Genomic DNA, 26,002 nt, shown 5'->3' with positions numbered 1-26,002 from the left:
TTTTTCTATTTTTTTAGAAACATCTAATATGTCTTGCTTTTCAAGCTCTAGGATATTTGTATTCTTATTGTTAGCTTCACATATGTTATTTAGCTTATTAACATCTTGTATTATACTTAACTCTTCATATTGTTTCTTTACTAATTTACCATCAATATTAGCTCCAGCCTCAATATTTAAAAAACCATATTCTAAAGCTCCTTTAACCTTAGCTGTAGCTGTTACTGCTAGATGCTTGGCCTGCATTATTCCTTCTACATCACCATTAATGGTTAAGTTATCTGCTATTATATTACCTTTTATCTTAGCCCCCCTTCTTACAGTAACAAAATTACATTTTATGTTACCTGTTACTATACCTCCTATTTCTATTGCTCCTTCGCTAATCAAATCACCCTTAATATTTAAATCTGATACTATTATTGAGGGTATAGATTTTTTACTTGCAAAATTTGTTACTTCCACAATGTTGTTATTGATAGTTTTATTTTTTTTAGAAAACATATTTACCTGCTTTTAAGAATTTTTCTGGGTTAAAGAATTTATCGTTTAGCTTAACTTCATAATGTAAATGATGACCAGAGCTTCTACCCGTATTACCTTGTTTTGCAATAATATCACCGCGCAAAATTCTCTCTCCTTTCTTGACCGATAATTTACTCAAATGTCCATATCTGGTTACTATACCAAAACCATGATCAATTTCTATGAATTTACCATAACTTCCTTTTCTACCAGAAAATTTAACAATGCCAGGTGCCGTACTGTAAATTGCCGCACCATATGGCCCTGCAAAATCAGTTCCATAATGATTTGCTTCTCTTTTTGTGAAAGGATCATACCTTTTTCCATATCTAGACGAAATATAATAACGCTTCATTGGGCTACCAATTGGAATGGAATTAAAGAAGTTTTCTATATACATTAACTCTTCTATATTCTCACTAAAATTAAGCTTTAAATTAAGCTGCTCTTCATCATGCGTGAGACCAGTAATGTTATCAGTCACAGGTCCACCTAAATTAGATGAATTAAAAAGCTTTTCTACTACTTTCTTAGTATTTTTATCAGTTACATTAAAATCGTTAATTGACAAACCAGTTATTGCTATAATTTCTTTTAAAGAGTTAATTCTTACTAATGTGTTACTATTAATATCTTCAACAATTTTTTCCTTTTTTGCGCCAGATATTCTTTTTGAGCTATTCTTTGAATTACCAAAAGGAGAATCTATCTCATTTATTTTATAGGTAATTTTTTCTTTTTTCTCCAGCTTGCTTCTTTTATCACTTAACTCATCCTTGTTATAATCAAACTCTTTAACTGTATCAAAATACTCATTTAACTTAACTAAATTACCTTGCAGGCTATCTATTTTAGTTTGCAAATCTAAATTAATTAAATTTGCTTGATATACTTCCGCTTCCTTTGCTGAGATTAATTGTTTAAAAGTAAAATATTTTCCACTAGAAAATGAAACCCATGATATAAAACTTAATAAGCCTATAATTATAAGAGATTGTGACTTAGCGGTTAATGGATAACTCTTAATGTCATCATCACTAATAACTAAAACTCTTCTGTTACAAAATATTTTTTTAAACATTATTAAGATTATCACACATTTTAAATGAGTATTATATAGTTATTTCACGCATTATAGCAAGCTAAATATCAAAATAATTTATAGTTTTTCAATTGCAGGTTGTATTATGTGTAGTTTTGTTATTATTTACTACTTTGTTCCATAGTTAGGAGCTTCTCTAGTGATAGTAATGTCATGTGGATGAGATTCTTTAAGTGCTGCGTTTGTTATTTTGATCATGTGACACTTTTGCTTCATAAGCGAAATATCTGATTTTCCACAATAACCCATTGACGCTTTAAGACCACCGATTAACTGATGTATTACATCTGACACTGATCCTTTATAAGGTACTCTACCCTCCACACCTTCTGGAACTAATTTATAAGTTTTTTTAACATCTTGTTGAAAATAACGATCTGCAGAGCCTTTAGCCATAGCACTAATAGAGCCCATACCACGATATAATTTATATGATCTTCCTTGATATAAAATCATCTCACCAGGAGATTCATCAGTGCCTGCAAATAATCCGCCAATCATTGCAACATCCGCTCCTGCTGCAATAGCTTTAGCAAAATCTCCAGAATATTTAATACCACCATCTGCAATTAAAGGAATATTCTTTTTCTTACATGCTTTTGTTACATCCAAAATAGCTGATAATTGCGGCACGCCCACCCCTGCAACTATTCTTGTAGTACAAATTGAGCCAGGCCCTATACCAACCTTAACTGCATCAGTGCCAGCATCTATTAATGCTTTGGCAGCATCTGCTGTTGCTATATTTCCTGCAATTACATCAATGTTAAAAGTTTTTTTAATTTGTTTTACCGCATCAATCACTCCTTTTGAATGTCCATGTGCCGTATCTACAGTTAAGATATCTACACCAGCTTCAATCAAGGCTGCCGCTCTGTCTAGAAAATCTGCACTTGTGCCAACCGCAGCAGCAACTCTTAATCTTCCTCTATTATCTTTGCAAGCATTAGGAAACTCCTTAGATTTTTGAATATCTTTTACTGTTATTAAGCCCGTACATTTATATTTGTCATCTACAACTATTAATTTTTCTATGCGGTGCTTTTGCAACATTTCTTTAGCATCTTTATCAGAAATTGATGAATTGACCGTAACTAAATTATCTTTAGTCATTATATCAGAAATTTTTAAATTTTTATCTGTTAAAAATCTAACATCTCTATTGGTGATAATACCCTCTAAGGTTCCAGAATTATCTACAACTGGAATTCCAGAAATGTTATTTTTATCCATAATTCTGAAAGCTTCTTTTAGTGTAGAGTCACCATTAATAGTAATAGGATCAACTACCATGCCAGATTCAAATCTCTTCACTTTTAAAACTTCATCATGCTGCTTTGAAACTGATAAGTTTTTATGTATACAACCTATACCCCCATTTTGCGCCATTGCAATAGCCATATCGCTTTCAGTAACTGTATCCATTGCAGCGGAAATTAATGGAATATTTAATTTTATATTTTTAGTAATATTAGTTTTAACATTAACTTGATGTGGCAATACTTCTGAATAATCGGGAACTAGTAAAACATCGTCAAAAGTTAAATAATCTTTTATTTCTTTCATAAAGGCAAATGGATAATTGATTAATGAATATATAAAGTTTGATTTTATTTAAAAGCTTTAATTATACATATTAAAACTTTCCTTTTTAAGGAAAAAATCTGCATAAATTTATTAAGTATTTTAGCATAGCAACACATTACTTACTGAACATATATAAATAATTAATACATAAAGACATAACCAGAACATTTGATCATAAATTTTTATATTACAAGCTAGCAAATGTTTTGACTAAAAATTAAGAACAGCATTAAAACTATTTAAGCTTATTAATTAGTTTTTTTAATCTTGATACAGCAAAGACATTTTGCAAGCATAACACCCTTCCCTTAACTATCTTTACTAACTGACAGCTGACTAGTGTTGCAAAAAACTCCCACCTAAGCACACTCAAAAATTTGATGTTTAGCTTAAAACAGCTAACCTCCTCCTCTAAAAAACATTATATAAATTTACTAAATAAATATAATATATAGAAAAAGACAGAGTTTAAAAAGCCCAATAAGAGAAATATTTAGTCTAATTTTAAAGCGGCAATAAAAGCAGATTGAGGAATCTCAACATTACCTACAGAACGCATTTTCTTCTTACCTTTTTTCTGCTTATCTAATAATTTTCTTTTTCTAGATACATCTCCACCATAACATTTAGCGGTAACATCTTTACGCATTGCTGCAACCGTTTCTCTTGCTACGATTTTTCCACCAATAGCTGCCTGTATTGCTATTTTAAATAATTGTCTTGGAATCAAATCTTTTAATTTTTCACATAAAGCTCTTCCTTTTCGCTCTGCATGAGTTTTGTGTACAATCATAGCAAGAGCATCTACATTATCACCATTCACTAAGATATTTAGCTTAACTAAATCCCCTTTCTTATATTCATCTAACTCCCAATCAAAAGAGGCATAGCCACTAGATAATGATTTTAAACGATCATAAAAATCAAAAACTATTTCATTTAGAGGTAATTGATAAATTATCATAACTCTAGAGCCAACATAATTTAAATCTTGTTGGATACCTCTCTTATCAGTACATAATTGTAAAACATTACCAAGAAATTCTTCTTGTACAAATATAGTAGCCTTTATCCATGGCTCTTTTATTTCTTCAATAATAACTGGATCTGGCATATCTGCTGGATTATGCACCTCTATCTCTTCTTTATTATTCTTTAAAACCTTATAAATTACACTTGGCGCAGTTGCAATCAAGTCTAGATTAAATTCTCGCTCTAAACGCTCTTGTACGATTTCAAGATGAAGTAAACCAAGAAAACCACATCTAAAACCAAGGCCTAGCGCATTTGAACTTTCAGTTTCAAATTCTAAACTAGCATCATTTAGTTTTAACTTATATAAAGAGTCTTTTAATTTTTCATACTCACCCTGATCTATAGGGTAAATACTACAAAAAACAAAAGATTTAACTTCCTTAAAACCAGGCAACATCTCTACTTCTTCATTTTCGTAAGTTATAGTGTCACCTATTTTACAATCTTGTAAATCTCTGATTGATGCATTAATAAAACCAACTTCTCCCGCTTTTAATTCCTTAGCTTTTTCTTTTTGGGGCCTAAAAAACCCAACTTCATCAACTTCATATTTTGTTCCAGTTGAAAGCATTTTAATTTTATGATTAATTGCCAATTTTCCTTCAAAAACTCTAGTAAGTAAAATTACACCCAAATAAGTATCATACCAACCATCAACTAATAATGCTTTTAAAGGTTTATCTATTTCTTGTTTTGGCTCCGGTATATATTCAATAATTGCATCTAAAACATCTTCTATACCTTCCCCTGTTTTAGCCGAAACTAATACTGCATTGGAAGTGTCTAAACCCACAATATCTTCTATCTCTTTTAAAACTCTATCAGGATCTGCCGCAGGTAAATCAATTTTATTAAGCACTGGTATAATCTCATGATTATTATCAATTGCCTGATATAAATTAGCTAATGTTTGTGCTTCAACACCTTGACTTGCATCAACAATTAAAAGTGAACCTTCACATGCAGCTAAAGATCTTGAAACTTCATATGAGAAATCTACATGTCCTGGTGTATCTATTAAATTAAGCTCATAATCTTCACCATCCTTACCTTTGTAATTTAACCTTACTGTTTGCGATTTTATAGTTATACCTCTTTCTCTTTCAATATCCATTGAATCAAGAAGTTGCTCTTGCATTTGCCTTTTTTCTACGGCACCACAAAATTCTATCATACGATCTGCTAAAGTAGATTTACCATGATCAATATGAGCTATAATAGAGAAGTTACGAATATTAGCCATTTATGTTAAAATAAAGTATTAGTTAAAATTTAAGATATTAAATCAAAATATCAATTTAATATGATTTATAAGTTTTTTAGGCAAGTTAAATGATTATGAACTATATGCAAAGGCAAACCCATAATATTGGAAACTGAGCCAGAAACAAAAGTTAAATATTTACCCATCAAACCCTCAATTGCATAGCCTCCAGAACAACCCTTCCATTGCTCGCAAGCAATAATTTCTTCTATCTCTTCTTTAGAAAATCTTTTAAATTTTAAAACTGACATTTCTGTTTTTTGTTTAAAAATGCTTTTTTCTCCTATTGCAAAGCAAACAGAACTATATAATTTATGTCTTCTGCCCCCTATCAAAGCTAAATATTCTCGCTCAATATCTGCCGAATAAGTTTTATCTAATACTCTATTTCCAACCACAGAAATTGTATCTGCTGACATAACTATATCATTTGGGTAAAGCTCTGCTATCTTCAATGCTTTAGCTTTAGCTAATCTCTTAACCATATCTAATGGTTTCTCACCTTTCAGTCTTGTTTCATCAATATCTGCTGGGCAAATTTTATGCGGTTTAACATTAATTTGCGCAAGTAAATTTAATCTTGATTTAGAGCCTGATGCTAATATTAAGTTTCTTGTTAATTTCATTTTACAAACTTATTTTATTTGTAAATTACAAATTATTTTTCTCTATGTGTAATTCTGCCTTTAGTTAAGTCATAAGGTGTCATTTCCACAGTAACTTTATCACCTAATAAAATTCTAATTCTGTGCTTACGCATTTTTCCAGAAGTATGTGCAAGTATAACATGCTCATTTTCTAATTCTACTTTGAACATAGTGTTAGGGAGCACTTCTATTACTTTTCCTTTAAACTCAATTAATTCTTCTTTAGCCATATTTATATAATATATTAGCCTTTTAGCTTAACAGTTTATTTTATAAGTTAAACCATTTATTTGTGACACTAATAATTTCTCTTTCCTGGCTTTAATTTTTCTGCCAAATGACTTTTTGTAACTCTAATTGGCGCAAATTTAATCTCTTGATCAAGGTATTGTATTGAATGTTGTAAAAACTTTATATCATTTCTGACTTTGAAATCTGACCTAAAATGAGCTCCCCTACTTTCTCTTCTAGCAATTGCTCCTTTAAAAGTAAGCTTAGCTAGGAGTAATAAATTCTTTAACTCTATAAAATCTACAACCTGATTTAAAGCCTTAAAATCTGTTTCATGTTCTTGCTCTAATTCCCTAATCTCTGTTAAGCCTGATCTTAAAGTTTTTTCATCTCTTACTATACCAGCTTTTTCATCCATAATTAAACCAAGCTTAGATCTCAGCTCAACTAGGTTGTTTTTACAGTTTTTCAACTCCGTTTCAAATTCCACAATGTTTCTCTGGTATTTCTTTGCCACTTTTTCTGTCTTACAAAAATTATGATGCAAATCTAATGCTGCAACTTTTCCAAAAACAATAATTTCTAATAATGAATTACAACCTAATCTATTTGCCCCATGCACAGAAGCGCATGCCGCCTCTCCTATAGCATAAATTCCTTTAAAACCTTCAACTAAACCATTTTTATCAGTTGCAATACCACCCATAGTATAATGAGCCGAAGGCTTTACCGGGATTGGATCTTTTGTTGGGTCAAGAGCTAGAAAATTTTCACAAGTTTTAATTAAATTAGGTAAATATTTTTGAATTTTTTCCTTACCTAAATGTGCTATATTCAAATTTACATAATCTCTATTAGCGCCACAACCTCTATTTTCTTTTAATTCAGAAAAAATAGCTCTACTAACCACATCTCTTGAAGCTAAATCTTTTAATTTGGGGGCATAATTTTCCATAAATCTTTCACCCTTTACATTTGTAAGATAACCACCTTCAGCTCTAGCAACTTCTGATATTAACAATGAGTTTTCCGCAAGACTAGTTGGATGAAATTGTATAAACTCCATATCTTTAACTGGTAAGCCAGCTTGATATGCGATGGCTATGCCATCACCAGTACAGATATTTGCCGCTGTATTACTCCGATATAAGCCAGCATAACCACCAGTTGCAATAATAACATTACTGGTATTATAAATAATATGTTCATCTTTTTCTAAATTATACGCAATTATTGCTTCTGCTTTATTATCATCAGTGATTAATTTATGTGCAAAAATATTTTCTGCAAATTTCACCCCTAAATTTTTAGCTTCGAGATAGAGTTTAGCAACAATAGATTCTCCTGTTTTGTCTCCCACACCACAAGCTCTTTTTGCATTTTCACCACACCCAAATTCTGTGGTTTGCCCACCATATTCCCGCTGATATATTTCACCTAGTTCATTTTGGTTAAAATTTACACCAAATGCTGCTAATTCATTAATCGCTTCATTTGCATTTTTGCATAATGTTTCTACTGCATCATGATCTGCTAAATAATCACTACTTTTTACTGTATCATAGATAAACCAATCAACATTATCACTACCCATATTGCCAAGTGGGGCATTAATACCACCCTGCGCTGCCGCCGTATGAGATTTAGTAGTAGAGTTTTTACTAATTACTAAAATTTTATATTTATTTTTGATCAAATTTATTGCAGCAGTAAGCCCCGCTCCTCCTGAACCTAAAATTACAACATCATAAAATTCTTGCTTTATATTCATTTTCAACTTTATTAGAAAAAACATTATAAAACACATGCAAGAAAACTGCAAATATAAACCAAAAGCAATTATTTTTGACTGGGATAACACCCTGGTTGATAGCTGGCCAGTAATTGAACAATCTTTTAACCAAACTGCACAGGCTCTAAATTACAAAGATCTTACCATAAAAGATATGAAAATTAGGATGGGTCACGCCTTGAGGCACTCCTTTCCTGAGATTTTTGGTGATTTATCAGCTAAGGCACAAAGAATTTATCGTGAATTTTATTACCAAAATAGAGAAAGCAAGCTGAGATTATTACCCCATGCTCAAGACATATTAACTTATCTGAGAGAATCTAAGATAACTTTATTTGTTGTTAGTAATAAAATTGGGGACTCACTTAGAAAAGAAATTGATTTGTTAAATTTAACCCATTTCTTTGACAATATTGTGGGTAGTTTAGATACTAACTTTGACAAGCCCCATATTGCACCAGTAAATTTAGCACTAAAAAATTATAGTTATAATGATAATGATAAAGAAAATATTTTATTTGTTGGTGATTCTCTAGCAGACTATCAATGTGCCCAAAATATAGGTTTTAAATCAATTTTAGTACATACTGAAGCAGAAACTAGAAGCAATGCAAATAACGCGCTTATCTTGGATAATCTTAGCGAATTGAAAGCAATAATTTAAATAATTGCTTTTTCGCAAAACTATACTTATAAAAAATAAAAATAGGTTTTTTTATGATCGATCACAAGCCAGGTGTAATATATGGAACAACAATTGTTTCAGTTAGAAAAAAAGGTAAAGTTGCTATTGCAGGCGATGGACAAGTTTCGCTTGGACCAACTATAATGAAAGGTACAGCCAAAAAAATTCGTAAATTATCAGACGGCTCAATATTAGGTGGTTTTGCAGGCGCAACAGCAGACGCCTTTACTTTATTTGAGCGTTTAGAAGCAAAATTAGATATGCACCCTAAACAATTAACCAGATCATGTGTTGAACTAGCCAAGGATTGGCGAACTGATAAATATCTACGTAAATTAGAAGCTATGATGATTGTAGTTGATAAAAATGTCTCCCTTATTTTATCAGGAACTGGCGATGTTATAGAACCTGAAGATGGAATTATTGCAATAGGTTCTGGCGGAAACTATGCTTTAGCCGCCGCGAGAGCTCTAAAAGATACGGACTTAACTGCGGAGGAAATTGCTAGAAAGGCCATGCAAATAGCTGGAGAAATATGCGTATACACAAATAATAATATAGTATTAGAGACTTTATGATAAATAACCTTACCCCACAAAATATTGTTGATGAATTAGATAAGTTCATAGTTGGACAACATGATGCGAAAAAAGCTGTTGCTATAGCATTAAGAAATAGATGGAGAAGAAAAAATGTTGCTGGAGATTTGCAAGATGAAATAATGCCCAAAAATATTTTAATGGTCGGACCTACTGGTGTAGGTAAAACAGAAATAGCACGAAGATTATCTAAATTAGCACAAGCCCCTTTTATAAAAGTTGAAGCAACTAAATTTACAGAAGTAGGATATGTTGGTCGTGATGTTGAGTCAATCATTAGAGATATGGTTGAAATAGCGGTAAAAATGGAGAAAGAGAGGCATTGTGAAATAGTAAAAGATAAGGCTAAAGAAAACTCCTTAAATAAAGTGTTAGACATAATTGTAGGCTCTACTTCTAGTCCTGAAACTAGAGAAAAATTTAAAGATAAAATACTTAAAGGTGAAATGGATGATAAAGAAATAGAGGTTGAAGTAAGTGAAACCAAAGCACAATCAACTCCTCTAGATTTATCTTCTGGGCCTTCCATGGGTGTTATCAATCTTAGCGACATGATAGGGAAAGCTATAAATAGTGGTAAAAAGAAACTCAAAAAGCTTAAGGTTAAAGAAGCCTTAGAAGCTTTAGAAAGTGATGAAAGCGAGTCTATGTCAGATGAAGAGCTCCTTACAAGAAATGCGGTATCTGCTGTCGAAAATGAAGGTATAGTATTTATTGATGAAATTGATAAGATCGTTGTAAGAGATGGCGCCAATAGTGGTAAAGAAGTTAGCCGCGAAGGTGTGCAAAGAGATTTATTACCATTGATGGAAGGTACTTCAGTGCAAACTAAATATGGCACTATAAACACTGATCATGTGTTATTTATTTGCTCTGGGGCATTTCATCTTTCTAAGCCCTCAGATTTACTGCCAGAATTGCAAGGAAGGTTACCCATTAGAGTAGAGTTAAATCCTCTTAATGAAGAAGATATGTTGCGTATCTTGAAAGAGCCAATTTGCAGTTTGCCAATTCAATATGAAGCATTACTAAAGACAGAAAATGTAGTTTTAGAATTTACAGAAAATGGTTTAGATAAGATTGCATCTTTAGCAACTAATATTAATAAAAAAGTAGAAAATATAGGTGCAAGAAGACTACAAACCATTATGGAAAAAATGTTAGAAGATATTAGTTTTAAAGCTGATCTTATGGGTGGGACTAAAGTAACCATAGATAAAAACTTTGTAGAAAAGAACATTGAAGATGCAAACCTAAATAATTTAGATGATTTATCCAAATTTATTTTGTAAAAGCAAAAGCAAAGCATTCTCTCTAATTGAGTTATCTATTGCTATAATAATTATATCCCTATTAATCTTTGTAGTTAGCAGTGCTGACAGTTTAAAATCACAGGCAAAGCTTACAAAAATAATAAAAGAATTTCAGGCAATAGAAGCCGATATTTACAGTTTTAAAACTACATATAATGCCTTGCCAGGTGACATGACTACTGCCTATAATTATTGGCAGAGTGAGTGCGATAATATAGCAGATAATTGCAATGGAAATGGCGATAGATTAATTAATTATGATACAGATGCAAATGATGATATTGAATCATTTAGAGCATGGCAACATTTGCAGTTAGCCGATATTAAAAGTGATTTTTACGCCACTGGAACTTCATTACTAGGCGAAGCAGTCATAGGCTCTAATATTCCAACATCAGCTCTAAAAGGTTTAGGTTATACAATTTTAAATGCAGATTATTCTGTCCATTACTATGCCAATTATATAGTTTTAGGCGCGGCTAAATCTGGTGAATATGCAAATGGTGGCGGACTAACATCATTACAAGCTTATAACATAGATAAAAAAATAGATGATACACATCCACTAAAGGGTAACTTTTTAACTTTTTATGACACAGTAAATAATTGTCAAATCGATGCCACAAATTACGATTTAACTAACGATAGCACAACTTATTGTTGGTCAGCTTTTAAATTACCTTAAATATATTTTTTATTATAAATTCTGCAATTCTTTCTTTAGTGCCTGCAAAACTATGGGATTCTTTTTTATTTATAAATAAAATATTATTTTCATCACTTGCAAATATTTCATGAGTAGCAATATTATTTGCAACTATATAATCACAATTTTTCTTAACTAATTTTTCTTTGGCATTTTGCTCTAGATTTTCGCTTTCCGCGGCAAAACCAATCAAAACTTTAGGTTTATATAAAACCTTACTTATATTAGCTAAAATATCAGGATTTTTAACTAATGTTAAAGTAAGCTTATCATGTTGCTTTTTTTTAATTTTTTGTGCTGCTATTTCAGCAACCTTATAATCTGCAACTGCTGCACTAAATATTGCTATATCATATTTCAATTCTTTACACTGATCATGCACTAAATCAGACATTTGCTCAGCTGATTCACATGTTAAAGTTTTTATATTTTTTGGAATATGCAAATTAATATTGGCTGCAATTAAAGTAACATTTGCTCCATATTCTCTGAATTTCTTAGCAATAGCTAGACCTTGTTTTCCTGAAGAAAAATTACCAATATATCTAACTGGATCTATTTTTTCTCTTGTACCTCCCGCAGTAATTAAAATATTTTTGTTAACTAATTTATATCTTAAGTTAAAGTAGTTTTCTATAATTTGATACATATCCTGTGGCTCTTTCAATCTCCCCTCGCCAATCTCACCACAAGCAAGCAGGCCTGATTCGGGGTTAATTACATCAATATTTCTATTTTCTATTTTTACAATATTATCTTTAACTATTTTATTATGCCACATTTCGACATTCATAGCTGGCGCTATAAATATTTTCTTATTACTGGCTAGAATTGCGGTACTTGCTAAATCATCTGCTAGACCATTTGCTATTTTAGCAATAAAATTTGCGCTTGCTGGATATGTCAAAACTAAGTCACTCTTTCTTGATAATTCAATATGACCTATTTTCTCTTCCATTTTGGCATCAAAAATATTACTAAATATATTTGTAATAGCTAACGCTTCAAACATTTCCTCAGAAACAAACTCTTTAGCTCCATGAGTTAAAATAACTTCTATATTGTAACCTTCCTTTAATAGTATTTTACATAAATCTAGAGCTTTAGGTGCTGCTATTGAACCTGTTACGATTAATAATATTGATGGCATAGCTATTAGAAATATGTTACATTTAAATTATAGATTAAATTTACCTAAAATAAAGTGATCAAAATTTATCTTAACAAAAACTTAGGTTTTATAGATCAAACTAGTCTTGTAAATAGGCATACCACATCTTACTCAAATTATTATGATGAGGAAAAAGCTAAATTAAATCATTACTGCCAATAATAATCACAAGATAATATATAGGTAAAGTAAATATAGTGGGCAAAACTCTTAACTATAGTGGAGTGAAAATTTTAATAATTAATTTCCTATGAGGTAATATGAAGAAAATTGCAATTATATATCATAGTGGTTTTGGACATACCACAACTCAAGCAAAACATGCGTTGGCAGGGTTAAATAAAGTAGAAGATATAGAAGCTAAAATCTTTAATACGACAGAGGCTATAGAAAATCTAACAGTATTTGAAAAATTTAATGCCATAATCTTTGGCTGCCCTACTTATATGGGCTCTGTTTCTGCACCGTTTAAAGACTTTATGGATAAAACATCAACTATCTGGATGGAGCGAAAATGGCATAATAAAATAGCAGCCGCTTTTACAAATTCTCACAGCTTAAGTGGTGATAAATTAAATACACTCATACAATTAAATATATTTGCAATGCAGCATGGTATGATTTGGATTGGTCAAGATGAGCTGAATAATTCAAAAGATTATGATGCTGGCAATAAACAGGCAGTAAATCGCATTGGATCGTTTTTAGGAGCTATGGCACAAACTGAAAACAGCGTAAGCTTAACCGAAGGGGATGCATTAACAACAAAAAAATTAGCCATTAGAGTTGCAGAAATAACTAAAAAACTAAATTTTTAATTGGTAAAATATATTAATCTTTATGTAAATAAACTAGTGGTAAGTTGAATAACCTCTAAGACAATAATATAAAAAAATCAGGTACTAATCTTTTTAGCTATTTAGCCTAGTGTAAAAAGTTAAACATAATTAAACTTGGTTAAAAAGCGTATTAACAACAGAACATAAAACGAATCAGAGCTAAGCTGATAATTTATGCAATGTTTTAGAACATTTAAAGAATGGTATAGATTTACTAGGTACAGATTGCAGCTTTTTGGTGTGCGGATTAAAGATTTTTCTTTCATCTAACTGCTTTAATTTAAAAATACCAAAATTTCTAAACTCTATTCTATCTCCATTTCTCAAATTTTCTGCAATTAATTGAAAAAACCTATCAGTAATAGATTCAATATAAGAGTAGTCTAAAGTTGGATATTTTTGTGCTAAATATTCGAGTATTTTTTTCTTTTCCATAATTATATAGCAAGTAGTTTTAAGCTATTATTAATATTAGGTACAAAAAAACCTTTAAGCAACGATTTAATTGAATTGTTATTTTCTTCTAGGTTAATCTCAACTATTTTGCTGATATTAATATTTTTTGATTTAAGCCAGCTTTTAGCAGATTCTAAATCTCCTAACTCATCAATTAGATTCATTTGAGCTGCTGTTTTACCAATAAAGATTTTACCTAATTTAACTTCTTTTTTTGTTTCTTCTGTTAAATTAGCTCTTCTATTTACTACTAAACCGTAAAATATTTCATTTGATTCATTAATAATATTTTGCAAATATTGCTTTTGCTCAATTGTAATTTTTTCAGCAAAATGTGGAGCCGCCTTATATTTATTAGATTTAATTAATAATGGTTTAATACCTAATTTACTTGCTAAATCGGTTAATTCAGCAGTTTGTAATAATACCCCCACTGAACCAGTAATGGTTCCTTGACTAGCTATTATGTAATCTGTTCCTATCGCGGTTAAATATGCTGCACTAGCTGCTATATTTCCTAATATTGCAACAGTTGGCTTGTTTTCTGAAATTTTTCTTAAATTATTAAATAATCTCTCTCCACCAACAAAAGATCCTCCCTGACTATCTATTCTGACTATTAATGCATGAATATTTTTGTTATCTGCTATTTCTAGCAATTTTTTACTTCTAAAATCATCATCATCTATAAAACCCTTTATGTTTATTTGAGCAATAACAGGTTCCGATGGCAATTTTATTACATTGGAAAAAAGCAAGTTAATAATTAAAAATAAAAGACAGAAAACTGCTATTAAACGCCATGTCGTTAGCTTCTTTAATAATAGTTTTCTGTCTATAATATCTAAAATATCATCTCGCTTCATGTAAGATATGCAAATTAACTTTTATCTTTTTCCTTAGCTGAAGCATCAAGAGCATTACCTAAAATATCTCCTAAACTAGCACCACTAGTTGTAGAACCATATTCTTTGATAGCATCTTTTTCTTCTTGAATTTCTAAAGCTCTAATAGATAAAGTTAACCTTCTTGAATCCTTGTCAAATTTAACCACTTTAGCATCAACCCTTTCGCCAACTGCAAAACGATCAGTTCTTTGATCAGATCTGTCTTTTGCTAAATCAGATTTCTTAATAAAGACGTTAAAACCTTCAGCTACTGAAACTTCTATTCCTTCATTTTTAACTTCTGCAACAGTACAAGTAATGCTATCATTTTTCTCTATATCAGTAAGTATAGAACCAAATGGATCCTCTTCTAACTGCTTGATTCCTAAGCTCAATCTTTCTTTAACTGTATCTAATTCTAGAATCTTAGCCTCAACTTCCTGACCTTCTTTATATTTGGCCGCTTCTTTTTTTGCATCTCCAGACCAAATTAAATCTGAGAAATGAAGCAATCCATCTATTTCATTAGCTAAGTTAACATAAAAACCATATTCTGCAAAACTACTGATCTTACCTTTTACTACATCACCCACTTTATGTGTTTCAGCAAACGGACTCCATGGACTTGTCGCACATCTTTTAATACTTAATGATATACGATGTTTATCACGATCAATTTCTAAAATAACTACTTCAACTTCCTGACCAGATGAAACATCTTTGATTGGGTTTAAGTTGCTTTTAGACCAAGTCATTTCAGACAAATGAACTAAACCTTCTATACCCTTTTGCAATTCAACAAAAACACCATAATCAGTAATGTTAGTGATTTTACCTGGTATCTTTTTACCTTCATCCAGACTTTTAGAAATATCAGCCCAAGGATCATGCTCTAATTGTTTTAAACCAAGTGAAACTTGTCTTTTAACAGCATCATATTTAATAACTTTAACTTTGATTTTTTGCCCTAAAGATAAAACTTCTGAAGGATGTGTAATTCTAGACCATGAGATGTCTGCTATATGAATTAAACCATCAATTGTTCCTAAATCGACAAATGCACCATAATTAGTTATATTTTTTACAACACCATCTAAAGTTTGTCCTTCCTCAATTCCAGATAATATTTTATCAACGGCTTTTTTATGACTTTCTTCTAAGATAGCTCTTCTAGATATAACTACATTACCTCTTAAATCATCCATTTTAAGAATTTTAAACTGTTCTAGATGACCAGTTAAAGATGACATATCTTTTATTGGTCTTACATCTATTTGACTTCCAGGTAAAAATGCTGTGATATGTCCCACCGCTACGGTAAAACCACCTTTTACTCTTCCATTTATTTCTCCTTCTATGATATCATCATTTTCGAATTTTGCTTTTACTTCATTCCAAGTTTTTTCTTGAAGAACTCTATGTCTGCTTAACTTTAATCTTCCATCACCACCTTCATATGACTCTAGAAAAACTTCTATATTATCACCGACTTTAATATTTTTAACTTCTTCGTCATTTTCCACTTCCTTCACATCTACGAAACCTTCAGATTTAAGTCCCACATCTATGATTAAATGAGTTGAAGTTATTTCCTGAACTACTCCTTCTACTATTGATGTTTCTGTTGCTTTTGTTTGAAAATGTTCTCTAAGTAATTGAGGGAAATTATTTTCGGGATTGCCTTCTAGCTTGTTTAATGCATCTACCATGTTGATAAATTATATATATTTGGTTGGTTAATAAACCATCAAAATATATTAATTACTTCTAAAGTCAATTACATCTATTACTTTCTTAATTATAGCAACCAAATCATCCTCACTATTATCTATAATTTCAGCTCCTGTTGCAATTATTAATGGTGCTATTTCTCTATTTTTATCTTGCTCATCTCTTTGCGCCATTTTTAGTCTCAAATCTGCAATCATTATCTTATTTTGATCATAATATGTTTTATTTTGCATATATCTTCTGTTTGCTCTTATCTCTATATCTGCATCCACATAAAATTTGAATTTGGCTTGCGGTGCTATTACACTACCAGTATCTCTGCCATCTAAAACGCAACCTTGATGATTATTAATAAACTCAATTTGAAAATTATATAAAGCTTTTCTAACTGAGGCATTTGCCGCTATAATAGAAGCAAAAGCTCCGATATCCTCATTATATAACACAGGGTTAGCTAACAAATCTTCGGTAATATTTATTGTTAAACTTTCTAATTTAGTAATAAAATTATCTACACAATTATTTGTAATAATTAATGATGCTAAAGCTCTATACAACCTACCTGTATCCAAATATTTAAGATCATAATGTTTGGCTATAGCTTTAGCTATAGTACCTTTGCCTGAACCAGCTGTGCCATCAAAAGTTATAATTTCCTGCATCTTAATCTATTTTTACCCCTAATTCTTTTAACCTAGAGAAAAACTCCGGAAAACTGGTATTTATCATTTTAATGTCATCTACCGCAACTCCATCTGGCGCTGTCAAACCAAGAATTAAAAATGACATTGCAATTCGATGATCATGAAAAGTTTCTATTGTTTGCGTGGCAACAACTTCATTACAAAAACTAACTTCTAGCCAATCATCACCATGTTCTGCTTCTACTCCACATTTTATTAAATTATTATATATAGCTATTAAACGATCACTTTCTTTTACTCTCAATTCGGCTAGACCTACCATTCTAGTCGTACCTTCTGCTTTTGCTGCTAAAATTGCTAATATAGGATATTCATCTATCATTGAAGCTGCAAAATGAGCTGGCACCAAAACAGCCTTCAATTTAGAATATTTAGCTCTTATATCTGCTATTTTCTCTCCTGAATCTTCCCTTATATTTTCAAAAGTTATATTTGCGCCCATCATTTTTAGTACTTCGTAAAAACCAATACGATATTTATTTATCATAATGTTTTTTACTAAAATTTCAGAACCTTCAATTAATAATGCAGCTGCAACTAAAAAAGCTGCTGATGAAGGGTCTCCATTTACATTAATGTCTTTGGCTGGTAAATCCTCTTCAACATTTAAAGTAATTTCTTTTAAACTTGAACTCTCTTTAACTTGTAAATTTAAGCCTAAATATTGCATCATTAATTCTGTGTGATCTCTGGTAAACTCTTTTTCAATTACTTTACTTTCACCATGCGCATTTAAGGCTGCTAACAACATAGCGGTTTTAACCTGTGCTGAGGCCACTTTTAGCTCATAATTAATTGCTACCGCATCACTATTACCTGTAATATGTACTGGTAAAAAATTATTATCTCTTGCTACCGCTTCAAAGTTAAAATTATTTAGCGGCTCTAAAACTCTGCCCATAGGTCTATTACTTAAGCTTTTATCACCTGTAAACACGGCTTGAACTGGCTGGGTTGCAATTAAACCCATAAGCAACCTAACCCCTGTTCCTGAATTTCCTAAATCTAGCACTTCTTCTGGTGAAACTAAACTAGATCTTCCAGAACCATACACATAATATATTGCTTCCTTTTTTTCTATCTTTACACCTAGTTTTTCTAATGAGTTTTTAGTAGCTAGTACATCTTCTGATTCTAATAAATTACTAATCTTAGTAACACCAACCATTTGTGATGCTAATATTAAAGCTCTGTGCGAGCATGATTTGTCACTACTAGCAAATATAGTACCAGTTATTGGTGTTTTTTGTTGAAAGAATTTCATTTATTTTTAACTATTATACATTATGGTGATTTTCATTGTCTATGCAATATTATTTTAATTATGTCTTATACTAAAACTAAATTTAAACCATATCAAATATTATTTTTATTTATGCTTTGTTCATGCAATTTTAATCCTGCCCAAGATTTTAATTCATACCCTATCCCATCTTACAATAATTACTATCAAACACCCCCAGTAAATAATTATCGTCAAAACCAAAGATATAATAATTACAATCCAGCACCTCCAGCCAGATATTATGATTATGATAATTCATATACCGCACCATATGGACAAAATTACAATCAGATTGATAATTATGCGCCACAGCAGCAACCATATAATTATCAACGACCTTATCAACCAGATCCATATTATAATATGAATCAATATAATCAAAATAATGGCTATAATGCTTATCCGCAGGATAATGACGCCTCATATTATTATAATTATACTCCAAACAGCAACAACTCTGATGCAGATAGTTACGATGTCAGTCGTTAAAGAGACTATCCTCTTATTAAATGATGGAAGAATTGGTAATTTTAATCAAGTTAAAGCTTTAACCCAAAATTTAGAACAAAAATATAACATAATTGAAAAGAAAATAACTTTTTCTTTTTTTATCTTTTTACCTAACTTTATAAATTTATTTTTTAACACAGGAGTAAATCATAAAAAATTAACTAGAAATGTTACAAAAGCTAATTTTATCCTCTCATCAGGTAGAAGATCAGCTCTTGCAGCAGTTATAATAAAGAAAAAAATAAAAGATGCGCAAATTATTCAGTTAATGAGGCCAGAATTAAAAGCTAAATATTTTTCCTTCATTGCAACGCCAAAACATGATAATTATAAATTTGCAGATTACGAAATGCTGTTAGCGCCAAATTTAATTTCTGCTGAAGCTCTGTCTAAAGCGGCAAAAAAATGGCCAAAATCAGCTAAACCTTTAAAAATAATCGCTATCATTATTGGCGGTGATACAAAAAATAATAAAATTAACCATAATAAAATCCAAACTTTTTGCGCTAAAATTCATGAGTTACAGCAAAAATATAAATTGAAATTAATCATTGTAACAAGTAGAAGAACACCATTATCATTTGCTGATGAGCTTGAGCGACATTTTTCTAAAAACACAGATTTTTTCTTCTGGCATAAAATAAACCAAAAAAATAATCCATATCTCTCAATTTTAGCTATTGCTGATTATTTTTTAGTAACTGCTGATTCTGTGTCAATGATTAGTGATTGTTTAGCAACTGCCAAGCCCACCATAATATACAAATCTGGCTTTGGTGAGCTAAAGCATCAAAAAATTATTAATAATTTAATTAAAAATAATTACATTTTTTCCATGGAGCAAGTACTCAAAGAAGAAAACTTAAACATAAAAGCTAAAAAGCTAGTTGAAGCTCATAATTTACAATTAGCTATAAGTAAGAAACTAAGATTCTAAAAATTGTAATTAATTAAAAAATGCTTCTTCTTTCCTAGAGATATTTTAATCTGCTTTTTATCACTAAAAAGTGATTTATTAATTTTTAAGAATGGATCAGTTACTTTTTCGCCATTTATTTTAGCGCCACCACCTTTTATTATTCTTTTTGCCTCCCCACCGCTAGAAATAACAGCTAGCTCTAAAGCTATGTTACTGAGTGAGATATCCGCATCTTGTTTCAATTCATAAATTGGCAAATCGATTCCTATTGAACCTTCAGAAAACACTTTTATGGCTGTTTCTTTAGCTGTCAATGCTGCTTTTTCTCCATGGCAAATTTTTGTCGCTTCAAAAGCTAAAATTTCTTTTGCAGCATTTAATTCTTGGCCTTCTAATTTTTCAAGCTTCTTTATTTCATTTAAGTCTAACTCTGTGAAAAAACGTAAAAACTGCCCTAATTTATCATCTGAAATATTACGGAAAAATTGGTAATAATCATATGTTGAAAATAAGTCACTATCAAGCCAAATAGCACCATTTTCAGTTTTACCCATTTTTTTTCCCTTATTATCCACTAATAAAGGTGTGGTTAACCCATAAACTTCACCCGAACCTTGATTGGCTTTACGATTTAATTCAACACCATTTACTATATTACCCCACTGGTCTGAACCACCAATTTGTAACATACAATCTTTATGTTTTCTTAAATAGGCAAAATCATATGCTTGTAAAATCATATAATTAAATTCTAGAAAGCTTAAATTTTGCTCACGCTCTAAACGCTGCTTAACCGACTCGTAACGCAGCATCTGATTTACTGAGAATTTACTACCAATATCTCTTAAGAAATCAATATATTTAAACTCATTTAACCAATCACCATTATCAACTAATTCATAAGCTCCTGCTGTTAAGAAACGCGAAAAAATCTTGCTAATACCATCTTTATGCTTTTGAATATCAGAACCATCCAACATTGTTCTAGTTGCATCTTTTCCAGATGGATCACCAATCTTAGTTGTGGCTGAACCAAGCAATATTAAAGGTTTATGCCCAAATTTTTGTAAAGTTCTAATTACCATAATAGGTAACAAACTTCCCACATGCAATGACCCCGCGGTTAGATCAAAACCTGTGTAAAAAACCACCTCTTTATTACTAAGTAAATTATCTAAATTATGTGGATCAGTAAGTTGATAAAGATAGCCTCTATCATTCAGATAATTTAGTAATTCAGATTTATATTTTGCCATTTACTTTGCTCCTCTAACATTTATAATTGCGCTTAAGTACCAGTGCCCCCTATATTCTTCAAATACTAACTTGATTAACGATAAATATCTTGGTTTATTATCAATAAAATTATCAAAAATATGATACTCAACAAAAATACCTCGTGGAAATGACTGTCTCGTATTATCTATTATGTTACTATCCTTATTGATAGGATTAAACCATAATTCATCATAATTAGCAAAATCATCACTATATAAATATTGTTCATAATATTCTGCAAAACTAAGCTCAATGGGTGCTAAGTTATTATCAACTCCCCAGGTAAAAATCTCACCATTACGATATAATCTGGTAATATCATTTTTTTTAATTATTTTATCTCTGAGCATTATATATGGATAAGGACTTAATCTTAACCCCTTCTTTGGATGAATAAACTTTTTTAATGTGCGAAAATTTTTAAATTTTATTGCTTTAATAACAATTGAGGTCTTTTCAGAGATAATTTCTTCCGCTAATTTTGGCTCTAACACTTTTATATTATCAGCTCTATCTAAGTCAATATCATTTGCTACTGTGATTAAATAATCCTTTGTAAAAAATATAGAAATCAATATTATTACAACAAGGAAAAATATAAAATTATCTCTAAACTCAATATCTTGAAATTTTCTCATTAGCCTTACCTATTAATTGCTAGTTTTCTTACCAAATAATAATAAATAATTAATAGAATCATTTAAAGCCATATAAGAAGCATCTATAATATCCGTTGCAACTCCAACAGATGTCCATCTACTACCCTCATTATCTATAGTTTCTACCAACACCCTAATTTGTGCATTAGTTGCCGCATCAGAATTTAAAATTCTAACTTTATAATCTGTTAATCTAGAATTAGATAACACCGGGAAATATTGTGTTAATAATTTTCTAAATGCCTGATCTAAGGCTGAAACTGGCCCATTTCCTTCTGCTACATGAATGATTTTTTTATCAAAAACTTCTAACTTTAAAATAGCATCAGAAGATGTAACCCATTCGCCTTTTGCACTTAATCTTTTTTCACTTACAACTTTGTAACTATCTAATTTGAAAAATTCAGGCTCTTCATTTTGCAATTGATAAGCAAGCAAAGCAAAGCTTGCATTTGCAATATCATAAGAAAAACCTATATTTTCTCTTTCTTTAACTAGCTTAATTAATTTTACAATTTTAGCCTCATCCAAAACCATATTTAATTCTTTTAAACGCTCTACTATTGACGCTCTACCTGATTGATTTGAAATTAATATATTGCGATTATTACCAATTAAGCTTGGTTCTATATGCTCATAACTTTTGGAGTTTTTTGCAACCCCCGATGCATGCAAACCTCCTTTATGAGCAAAGGCCGCAGAGCCTACATAAGGAGCATAGGCATCATATGGGTAATTTAAAATATCACATAGATAATTCGAAGTTCTTTTTAAATTTTTGAGCTCTTCATCACTAACCCCAATATCATAACCCATTTTTAATTTTAAAGTAGGAATTATCGAAGTAAAATTTGCATTACCACATCTTTCTCCTAAGCCATTTAAAGTTCCTTGAATTTGCCTTACCCCAGCTCTTACTGCAGCCAAGGAATTTGCAACCGCATTATCTGTATCATTATGACAATGAATACCAAGATAATCACCCGATATTTCTGTTGTTACCTGCTTGCATATATCATATATTTCATGCGGCAAAGTACCACCATTAGTGTCACATAAAATCAACCATCTAGCTCCCGCTTTGTAAGCTGTTTCTAGGACTTTCATGCTATATTTCCTATTTTCTTTGTAACCATCAAAGAAATGTTCTGCATCAAAAAAAACTTCTTTGCCCGAATCTCTTAAGGCCTTAATACTATTTGTAATTAAAGCTAGGTTTTTCTCTAATGATATATTTAATGCCTCTGTAACTTGAAAATCCCAGCTTTTGCCAACTATAGTTACTATATCTATCTGGGCCTGAAGCAAGTTATTAAAGCCTTTATCTTCTTCTGGCGATAAGTTAGCTTTGTGGGTCATACCAAAAGCGGTAATTTGAGCTTTTTCTACTTTAGGCAAATCATTAAAAAAACCAGTATCAACTGGATTCGCACCAGGCCAACCTCCTTCTATATAATCAACACCTAATAAATCTAACTTTAACGCTAAATCTTGTTTATTTTTAAGTGTAAAATCAACAAATGAAGTTTGTCCACCATCACGCAAAGTGGTATCATATAAATAAATTTTAGTTTTTTTGTTAGTCATTATTTCTTTTCAACTTCAATCTCACCAGATTTTGTGTAATTAATATTATAATTTAATGCTGTTATCTTAGCTCTAATCTCATCAGCTTTAGCGTAATCTTTAGCAGCCCTAGCTGTTTGTATCTCTTTTGCTAAGGTTAGTATATCAAGGGGAATTTCCTCTTTAACTTTTTTTTCTAAACCAAGAAAATTATATATTTTTTTAAAATCTTTAATTTTTTCTATAGCGTTATCATTATAAATTTCTTTACTTAAATCATGTAAATAAGCTAATGATTTTGAAATATTAAGATCATCTAATAATGGCAATAAAAACTCATCTGGTAATTTGTGCTCTGCAATATTAAGAGCTTCATAATCATCTAAGATACGATCATATCTAGTTATTATTTTTCTAGATTCTTCTAAAATCTTAAAGTTATAATCTAGAGGTTTACGATAATGCGTAGAAAGTAAAATCAATCTTAAACATCTCCCTTTAACCCCTTGCTGAAGCAGTTCTTTTACGGTAATAAAGTTCCCTAAAGATTTACTCATTTTTTCACCATTAACGGTCAAAAAACCATTATGAACCCAGTATTTAGCATATTTGGAATCTGGAAATGCTGCACAGCTTTGTGCAATTTCATTTTCATGATGTGGAAATTTCAAATCAGCTCCTCCGCCATGTATATCAAAATCTTTACCCAGATATTTAGTACTCATTAAAGAACATTCTATATGCCAGCCGGGCCTTCCTAGTCCCCAGGGACTGTTAAATTTGGAAGAATCATCATCTGTTTCTTTAGCAGGCTTCCAGAGTACGAAATCCTCAGGAGATTCTTTATCTTCTGCTACATCAATCCTAACACCTTGCAGCATATCTTCAATTTTTCTGCCAGATAATTTACCATAATTTTCATATGACTTTACTGAGAAATAAACATGACCATTACTTACATAAGCATGTTTTCTTGCAACTAGTAATTCTATTAACTTAATTATATCTACGATATTATCTAATGCGCTTGGCTCAATATCTGGCTGTAAATTACACAGCTCTATCATATCTGAGTTAAACTCTTCTCTGACTTCACTAGTTAATTCTTGAATAGAAATTTTCCTTTCTATGGCAGCTGCATTTATTTTATCATCTATGTCCGTAATATTTCTTACATAAGTAACTTTAGGATAATTTTCTTTAAGCAAACGATATAACAAATCATATACAACTGTTGACCTTGCATTTCCTAAATGAGGATTAGAATAAATTGTGGGACCACAAACATACATTCTTATATTTTCATGGTTATGCGGAACAAATTCCTCTTTCCTAGATGTTAAGCTATTATATAATTTTAACCTTTTAACCATTTAACCTTTTTTTCACCTCTTCATAACCTAATAAAGGAATAATTTTACTTAATTCTGGCCCAGAATCTTGTCCAGTTATAGCGGTTCGTATAGGGTGATACAACTCTTTACCTTTACGACCTGTTTGTTTGGATAGCCTTTTTATCCAAAGCTTAAATTCATCAACATTCAAATCTTCTGGTAAAAAATTAGCAGCTAAGCTTAAAAACTCTTTATCTGCTGCAATAATTTCTGTATTAAAATTAGATTGAAATATTTTTTGCCAAACCTCAATCTCACTGTAATCATTTATATTTTCACGAATAGAAAGCCAAAAATTCTCACTTATATCGATGTTTAGATCAGTTAAGATATTTTTAACTTCAGAAAAATTCCTTTTTGCTAAAATTTTACGATTTAGGTTAACTAAATCTTTTTCATTATAAATAATTGCTGATTGTGAGAATTTACTTATATCAAACTCCGCAATTAAATCTTTATAATCCGTAAGTGCTTCAACATTATCTGAAGTTCCTATTCTTGCTAGTAGAGATGTGATAGCAGCAGCATCAACGCCTTGATTTTTAAGTGACCTTACATCAAAGCCTCCATCACGCTTAGAAATTTCAGTTTCTTTTGTTTTTAATAAAGATAAATGATGAAAATTAGGTAATTTATCTGTTAATGAACGAAAGATTTGAATTTGTACTGCAGTATTAGAAATATGATCTTCACCCCTTATAATATCTGTAATATTTAGCTCTATATCATCAATCACAGAGCAAAAAGTGTAAGTTGGGCTATTATCTGCTCTAAAAACCACAGGGTCAGAAAAGGCTCTTTCTTTAAAGGAGATCTCACCTTTAACACCATCATGCCAAGAAATCTTTTTATCATCTAATTTAAAGCGAAAATAAGGCTTTTCTCCATTAGAAATTTTCTGTTCTATTTCACTTTTACTAAGATTTAATGCTTCCCGATCATAAATTGGTGGAACTCCTCGTTGTAACTGCGTCTTACGCTTTAAACCTAATTCTTCTTCTGTTTCAAAGCATGGGTATATAAAGCCATCTTTGATTAACTTATCTCTAACCTTGGTATAATATGTTAATTTATCAGATTGTTTATAAAATTCATCCCAATTAAGACCAAGCCATTT

General features: G+C 30.8%; 25 protein-coding genes. 7 read left to right on the top strand and 18 right to left on the bottom strand.

The features are described from left to right. From HOH73_04920 to HOH73_04890, 7 genes are all read right to left on the bottom strand, one after another. Positions 1-504, bottom strand: a 504-nt coding sequence (locus tag HOH73_04920) for a polymer-forming cytoskeletal protein (protein ID MBT5828198.1), incomplete at its 3' end; no start/stop codon positions are given. Beyond that, positions 494-1,606: a M23 family metallopeptidase gene (locus HOH73_04915; protein ID MBT5828197.1), complete on the bottom strand. Its 1,113-nt coding sequence runs from the start codon at positions 1,604-1,606 to the stop codon at positions 494-496. The genes HOH73_04915 and HOH73_04920, both read right to left, overlap by 11 nt. Positions 1,607-1,735: 129 nt before the next feature. Next, positions 1,736-3,193: an IMP dehydrogenase gene (gene guaB, locus HOH73_04910; protein MBT5828196.1), complete on the bottom strand. Its 1,458-nt coding sequence runs from the start codon at positions 3,191-3,193 to the stop codon at positions 1,736-1,738. Positions 3,194-3,707: 514 nt separating this feature from the next. Continuing rightward, complete coding sequence (gene lepA / locus HOH73_04905; GenBank protein MBT5828195.1) at positions 3,708-5,492, bottom strand: elongation factor 4; 1,785 nt, start codon at positions 5,490-5,492, stop codon at positions 3,708-3,710. Positions 5,493-5,557: 65 nt separating this feature from the next. After that, positions 5,558-6,139, bottom strand: a complete 582-nt coding sequence (gene maf / locus HOH73_04900; protein MBT5828194.1) for a septum formation protein Maf — start codon at positions 6,137-6,139, stop codon at positions 5,558-5,560. A gap of 32 nt (positions 6,140-6,171) precedes the next feature. Next, positions 6,172-6,390, bottom strand: a complete 219-nt coding sequence (gene infA, locus HOH73_04895) for a translation initiation factor IF-1 (protein MBT5828193.1) — start codon at positions 6,388-6,390, stop codon at positions 6,172-6,174. A gap of 68 nt (positions 6,391-6,458) precedes the next feature. Next, a complete protein-coding gene (locus tag HOH73_04890; protein ID MBT5828192.1) occupies positions 6,459-8,162 on the bottom strand; it encodes an FAD-binding protein in 1,704 nt (567 codons plus the stop codon). A 34-nt stretch (positions 8,163-8,196) separates the two neighbouring features. On the opposite strand from HOH73_04890, the gene HOH73_04885 reads away from it, so the two are divergent. From HOH73_04885 to HOH73_04870, 4 genes are read left to right on the top strand one after another with little or no spacing between them, the layout of a single operon-like run. Further along, on the top strand, positions 8,197-8,847 hold the full coding sequence (locus HOH73_04885; GenBank protein MBT5828191.1) for an HAD family hydrolase: 651 nt from the start codon (positions 8,197-8,199) through the stop codon (positions 8,845-8,847). A gap of 53 nt (positions 8,848-8,900) precedes the next feature. Beyond that, positions 8,901-9,446 (top strand): ATP-dependent protease subunit HslV, encoded by a 546-nt coding sequence (hslV, locus tag HOH73_04880; protein MBT5828190.1) that lies wholly within the window; start codon positions 8,901-8,903, stop codon positions 9,444-9,446. Beyond that, on the top strand, positions 9,443-10,759 hold the full coding sequence (hslU, locus tag HOH73_04875) for an ATP-dependent protease ATPase subunit HslU (protein MBT5828189.1): 1,317 nt from the start codon (positions 9,443-9,445) through the stop codon (positions 10,757-10,759). Before hslV ends, hslU begins: the two co-directional genes overlap by 4 nt. Beyond that, entirely contained in the window at positions 10,734-11,465 is a 732-nt protein-coding gene (locus HOH73_04870; protein MBT5828188.1) for a prepilin-type N-terminal cleavage/methylation domain-containing protein, read from the top strand. The genes hslU and HOH73_04870 overlap by 26 nt, the downstream gene beginning before the upstream one ends. Here the strand turns inward: HOH73_04870 and coaBC are convergent. Beyond that, on the bottom strand, positions 11,452-12,636 hold the full coding sequence (coaBC, locus tag HOH73_04865; GenBank protein MBT5828187.1) for a bifunctional phosphopantothenoylcysteine decarboxylase/phosphopantothenate--cysteine ligase CoaBC: 1,185 nt from the start codon (positions 12,634-12,636) through the stop codon (positions 11,452-11,454). The two genes, HOH73_04870 and coaBC, sit on opposite strands and share 14 nt — an antisense overlap. A 281-nt stretch (positions 12,637-12,917) precedes the next feature. Between coaBC and HOH73_04860 the strand changes: the two genes are divergently transcribed. Continuing rightward, positions 12,918-13,475 carry a flavodoxin family protein gene (locus HOH73_04860; GenBank protein ID MBT5828186.1) on the top strand — a complete coding sequence of 186 codons (558 nt, stop codon included), beginning with the start codon at positions 12,918-12,920 and terminating at the stop codon, positions 13,473-13,475. Between the two features lie 180 nt (positions 13,476-13,655). Here HOH73_04860 and HOH73_04855 read toward each other — a convergent pair whose 3' ends face one another. From HOH73_04855 to aroA, 5 genes are read right to left on the bottom strand one after another with little or no spacing between them, the layout of a single operon-like run. Then, positions 13,656-13,931: an integration host factor subunit beta gene (locus HOH73_04855; protein MBT5828185.1), complete on the bottom strand. Its 276-nt coding sequence runs from the start codon at positions 13,929-13,931 to the stop codon at positions 13,656-13,658. Between the two features lie 2 nt (positions 13,932-13,933). After that, a complete protein-coding gene (gene sppA / locus HOH73_04850) occupies positions 13,934-14,818 on the bottom strand; it encodes a signal peptide peptidase SppA (GenBank protein MBT5828184.1) in 885 nt (294 codons plus the stop codon). Between the two features lie 14 nt (positions 14,819-14,832). Beyond that, positions 14,833-16,548, bottom strand: coding sequence for a 30S ribosomal protein S1 (locus tag HOH73_04845; protein ID MBT5828183.1), 1,716 nt, complete (start codon positions 16,546-16,548; stop codon positions 14,833-14,835). 48 nt (positions 16,549-16,596) lie between these two features. Then, positions 16,597-17,232, bottom strand: coding sequence for a (d)CMP kinase (locus HOH73_04840; GenBank protein MBT5828182.1), 636 nt, complete (start codon positions 17,230-17,232; stop codon positions 16,597-16,599). A gap of 1 nt (position 17,233) precedes the next feature. Continuing rightward, positions 17,234-18,538, bottom strand: a complete 1,305-nt coding sequence (gene aroA, locus HOH73_04835; protein ID MBT5828181.1) for a 3-phosphoshikimate 1-carboxyvinyltransferase — start codon at positions 18,536-18,538, stop codon at positions 17,234-17,236. Between the two features lie 60 nt (positions 18,539-18,598). Between aroA and HOH73_04830 the strand changes: the two genes are divergently transcribed. Beyond that, on the top strand, positions 18,599-19,048 hold the full coding sequence (locus tag HOH73_04830) for a hypothetical protein (GenBank protein ID MBT5828180.1): 450 nt from the start codon (positions 18,599-18,601) through the stop codon (positions 19,046-19,048). Beyond that, the gene (locus tag HOH73_04825; GenBank protein MBT5828179.1) at positions 19,035-20,006 is read left to right on the top strand and encodes a hypothetical protein; all 972 of its coding nucleotides are present in this window, start codon (positions 19,035-19,037) and stop codon (positions 20,004-20,006) included. The genes HOH73_04830 and HOH73_04825 overlap by 14 nt, the downstream gene beginning before the upstream one ends. On the opposite strand, the gene HOH73_04820 is transcribed toward HOH73_04825, so the two are convergent. From HOH73_04820 to HOH73_04800, 5 genes are all read right to left on the bottom strand, one after another. After that, on the bottom strand, positions 20,003-21,244 hold the full coding sequence (locus HOH73_04820; protein ID MBT5828178.1) for a tyrosine--tRNA ligase: 1,242 nt from the start codon (positions 21,242-21,244) through the stop codon (positions 20,003-20,005). The two genes, HOH73_04825 and HOH73_04820, sit on opposite strands and share 4 nt — an antisense overlap. Beyond that, complete coding sequence (locus HOH73_04815; protein MBT5828177.1) at positions 21,245-21,904, bottom strand: hypothetical protein; 660 nt, start codon at positions 21,902-21,904, stop codon at positions 21,245-21,247. 12 nt (positions 21,905-21,916) lie between these two features. After that, complete coding sequence (locus HOH73_04810) at positions 21,917-23,512, bottom strand: citramalate synthase (protein MBT5828176.1); 1,596 nt, start codon at positions 23,510-23,512, stop codon at positions 21,917-21,919. Further along, entirely contained in the window at positions 23,512-24,864 is a 1,353-nt protein-coding gene (locus HOH73_04805) for a cysteine--tRNA ligase (protein MBT5828175.1), read from the bottom strand. Before HOH73_04805 ends, HOH73_04810 begins: the two co-directional genes overlap by 1 nt. Beyond that, the coding region (locus HOH73_04800; protein MBT5828174.1) for a glutamate--tRNA ligase at positions 24,857-26,002 on the bottom strand (1,146 nt) is incomplete at its 5' end. The genes HOH73_04800 and HOH73_04805, both read right to left, overlap by 8 nt.

Source organism: Alphaproteobacteria bacterium, from assembly GCA_018667735.1.
Classification (GTDB): domain Bacteria; phylum Pseudomonadota; class Alphaproteobacteria; order Rickettsiales; family JABIRX01; genus JABIRX01.
Note: the sequence above shows the minus strand (reverse complement) of the source record. Positions and strands in the feature narration are given on the sequence as shown.

Excerpts from the sequence above, each read along its gene's own strand:
- HOH73_04915 (MBT5828197.1), bottom strand. The coding sequence starts at position 1,606 with ATGTTTAAAAAAATATTTTGTAACAGAAGAGTTTTAGTTATTAGTGAT.
- guaB (MBT5828196.1), bottom strand. The coding sequence starts at position 3,193 with ATGAAAGAAATAAAAGATTATTTAACTTTTGACGATGTTTTACTAGTT.
- lepA (MBT5828195.1), bottom strand. The coding sequence starts at position 5,492 with ATGGCTAATATTCGTAACTTCTCTATTATAGCTCATATTGATCATGGT.
- maf (MBT5828194.1), bottom strand. The coding sequence starts at position 6,139 with ATGAAATTAACAAGAAACTTAATATTAGCATCAGGCTCTAAATCAAGA.
- infA (MBT5828193.1), bottom strand. The coding sequence starts at position 6,390 with ATGGCTAAAGAAGAATTAATTGAGTTTAAAGGAAAAGTAATAGAAGTG.
- HOH73_04890 (MBT5828192.1), bottom strand. The coding sequence starts at position 8,162 with ATGAATATAAAGCAAGAATTTTATGATGTTGTAATTTTAGGTTCAGGA.
- HOH73_04885 (MBT5828191.1), top strand. The coding sequence starts at position 8,197 with ATGCAAGAAAACTGCAAATATAAACCAAAAGCAATTATTTTTGACTGG.
- hslV (MBT5828190.1), top strand. The coding sequence starts at position 8,901 with ATGATCGATCACAAGCCAGGTGTAATATATGGAACAACAATTGTTTCA.
- hslU (MBT5828189.1), top strand. The coding sequence starts at position 9,443 with ATGATAAATAACCTTACCCCACAAAATATTGTTGATGAATTAGATAAG.
- HOH73_04870 (MBT5828188.1), top strand. The coding sequence starts at position 10,734 with ATGATTTATCCAAATTTATTTTGTAAAAGCAAAAGCAAAGCATTCTCT.
- coaBC (MBT5828187.1), bottom strand. The coding sequence starts at position 12,636 with ATGCCATCAATATTATTAATCGTAACAGGTTCAATAGCAGCACCTAAA.
- HOH73_04860 (MBT5828186.1), top strand. The coding sequence starts at position 12,918 with ATGAAGAAAATTGCAATTATATATCATAGTGGTTTTGGACATACCACA.
- HOH73_04855 (MBT5828185.1), bottom strand. The coding sequence starts at position 13,931 with ATGGAAAAGAAAAAAATACTCGAATATTTAGCACAAAAATATCCAACT.
- sppA (MBT5828184.1), bottom strand. The coding sequence starts at position 14,818 with ATGAAGCGAGATGATATTTTAGATATTATAGACAGAAAACTATTATTA.
- HOH73_04845 (MBT5828183.1), bottom strand. The coding sequence starts at position 16,548 with ATGGTAGATGCATTAAACAAGCTAGAAGGCAATCCCGAAAATAATTTC.
- HOH73_04840 (MBT5828182.1), bottom strand. The coding sequence starts at position 17,232 with ATGCAGGAAATTATAACTTTTGATGGCACAGCTGGTTCAGGCAAAGGT.
- aroA (MBT5828181.1), bottom strand. The coding sequence starts at position 18,538 with ATGAAATTCTTTCAACAAAAAACACCAATAACTGGTACTATATTTGCT.
- HOH73_04830 (MBT5828180.1), top strand. The coding sequence starts at position 18,599 with ATGTCTTATACTAAAACTAAATTTAAACCATATCAAATATTATTTTTA.
- HOH73_04825 (MBT5828179.1), top strand. The coding sequence starts at position 19,035 with ATGTCAGTCGTTAAAGAGACTATCCTCTTATTAAATGATGGAAGAATT.
- HOH73_04820 (MBT5828178.1), bottom strand. The coding sequence starts at position 21,244 with ATGGCAAAATATAAATCTGAATTACTAAATTATCTGAATGATAGAGGC.
- HOH73_04815 (MBT5828177.1), bottom strand. The coding sequence starts at position 21,904 with ATGAGAAAATTTCAAGATATTGAGTTTAGAGATAATTTTATATTTTTC.
- HOH73_04810 (MBT5828176.1), bottom strand. The coding sequence starts at position 23,512 with ATGACTAACAAAAAAACTAAAATTTATTTATATGATACCACTTTGCGT.
- HOH73_04805 (MBT5828175.1), bottom strand. The coding sequence starts at position 24,864 with ATGGTTAAAAGGTTAAAATTATATAATAGCTTAACATCTAGGAAAGAG.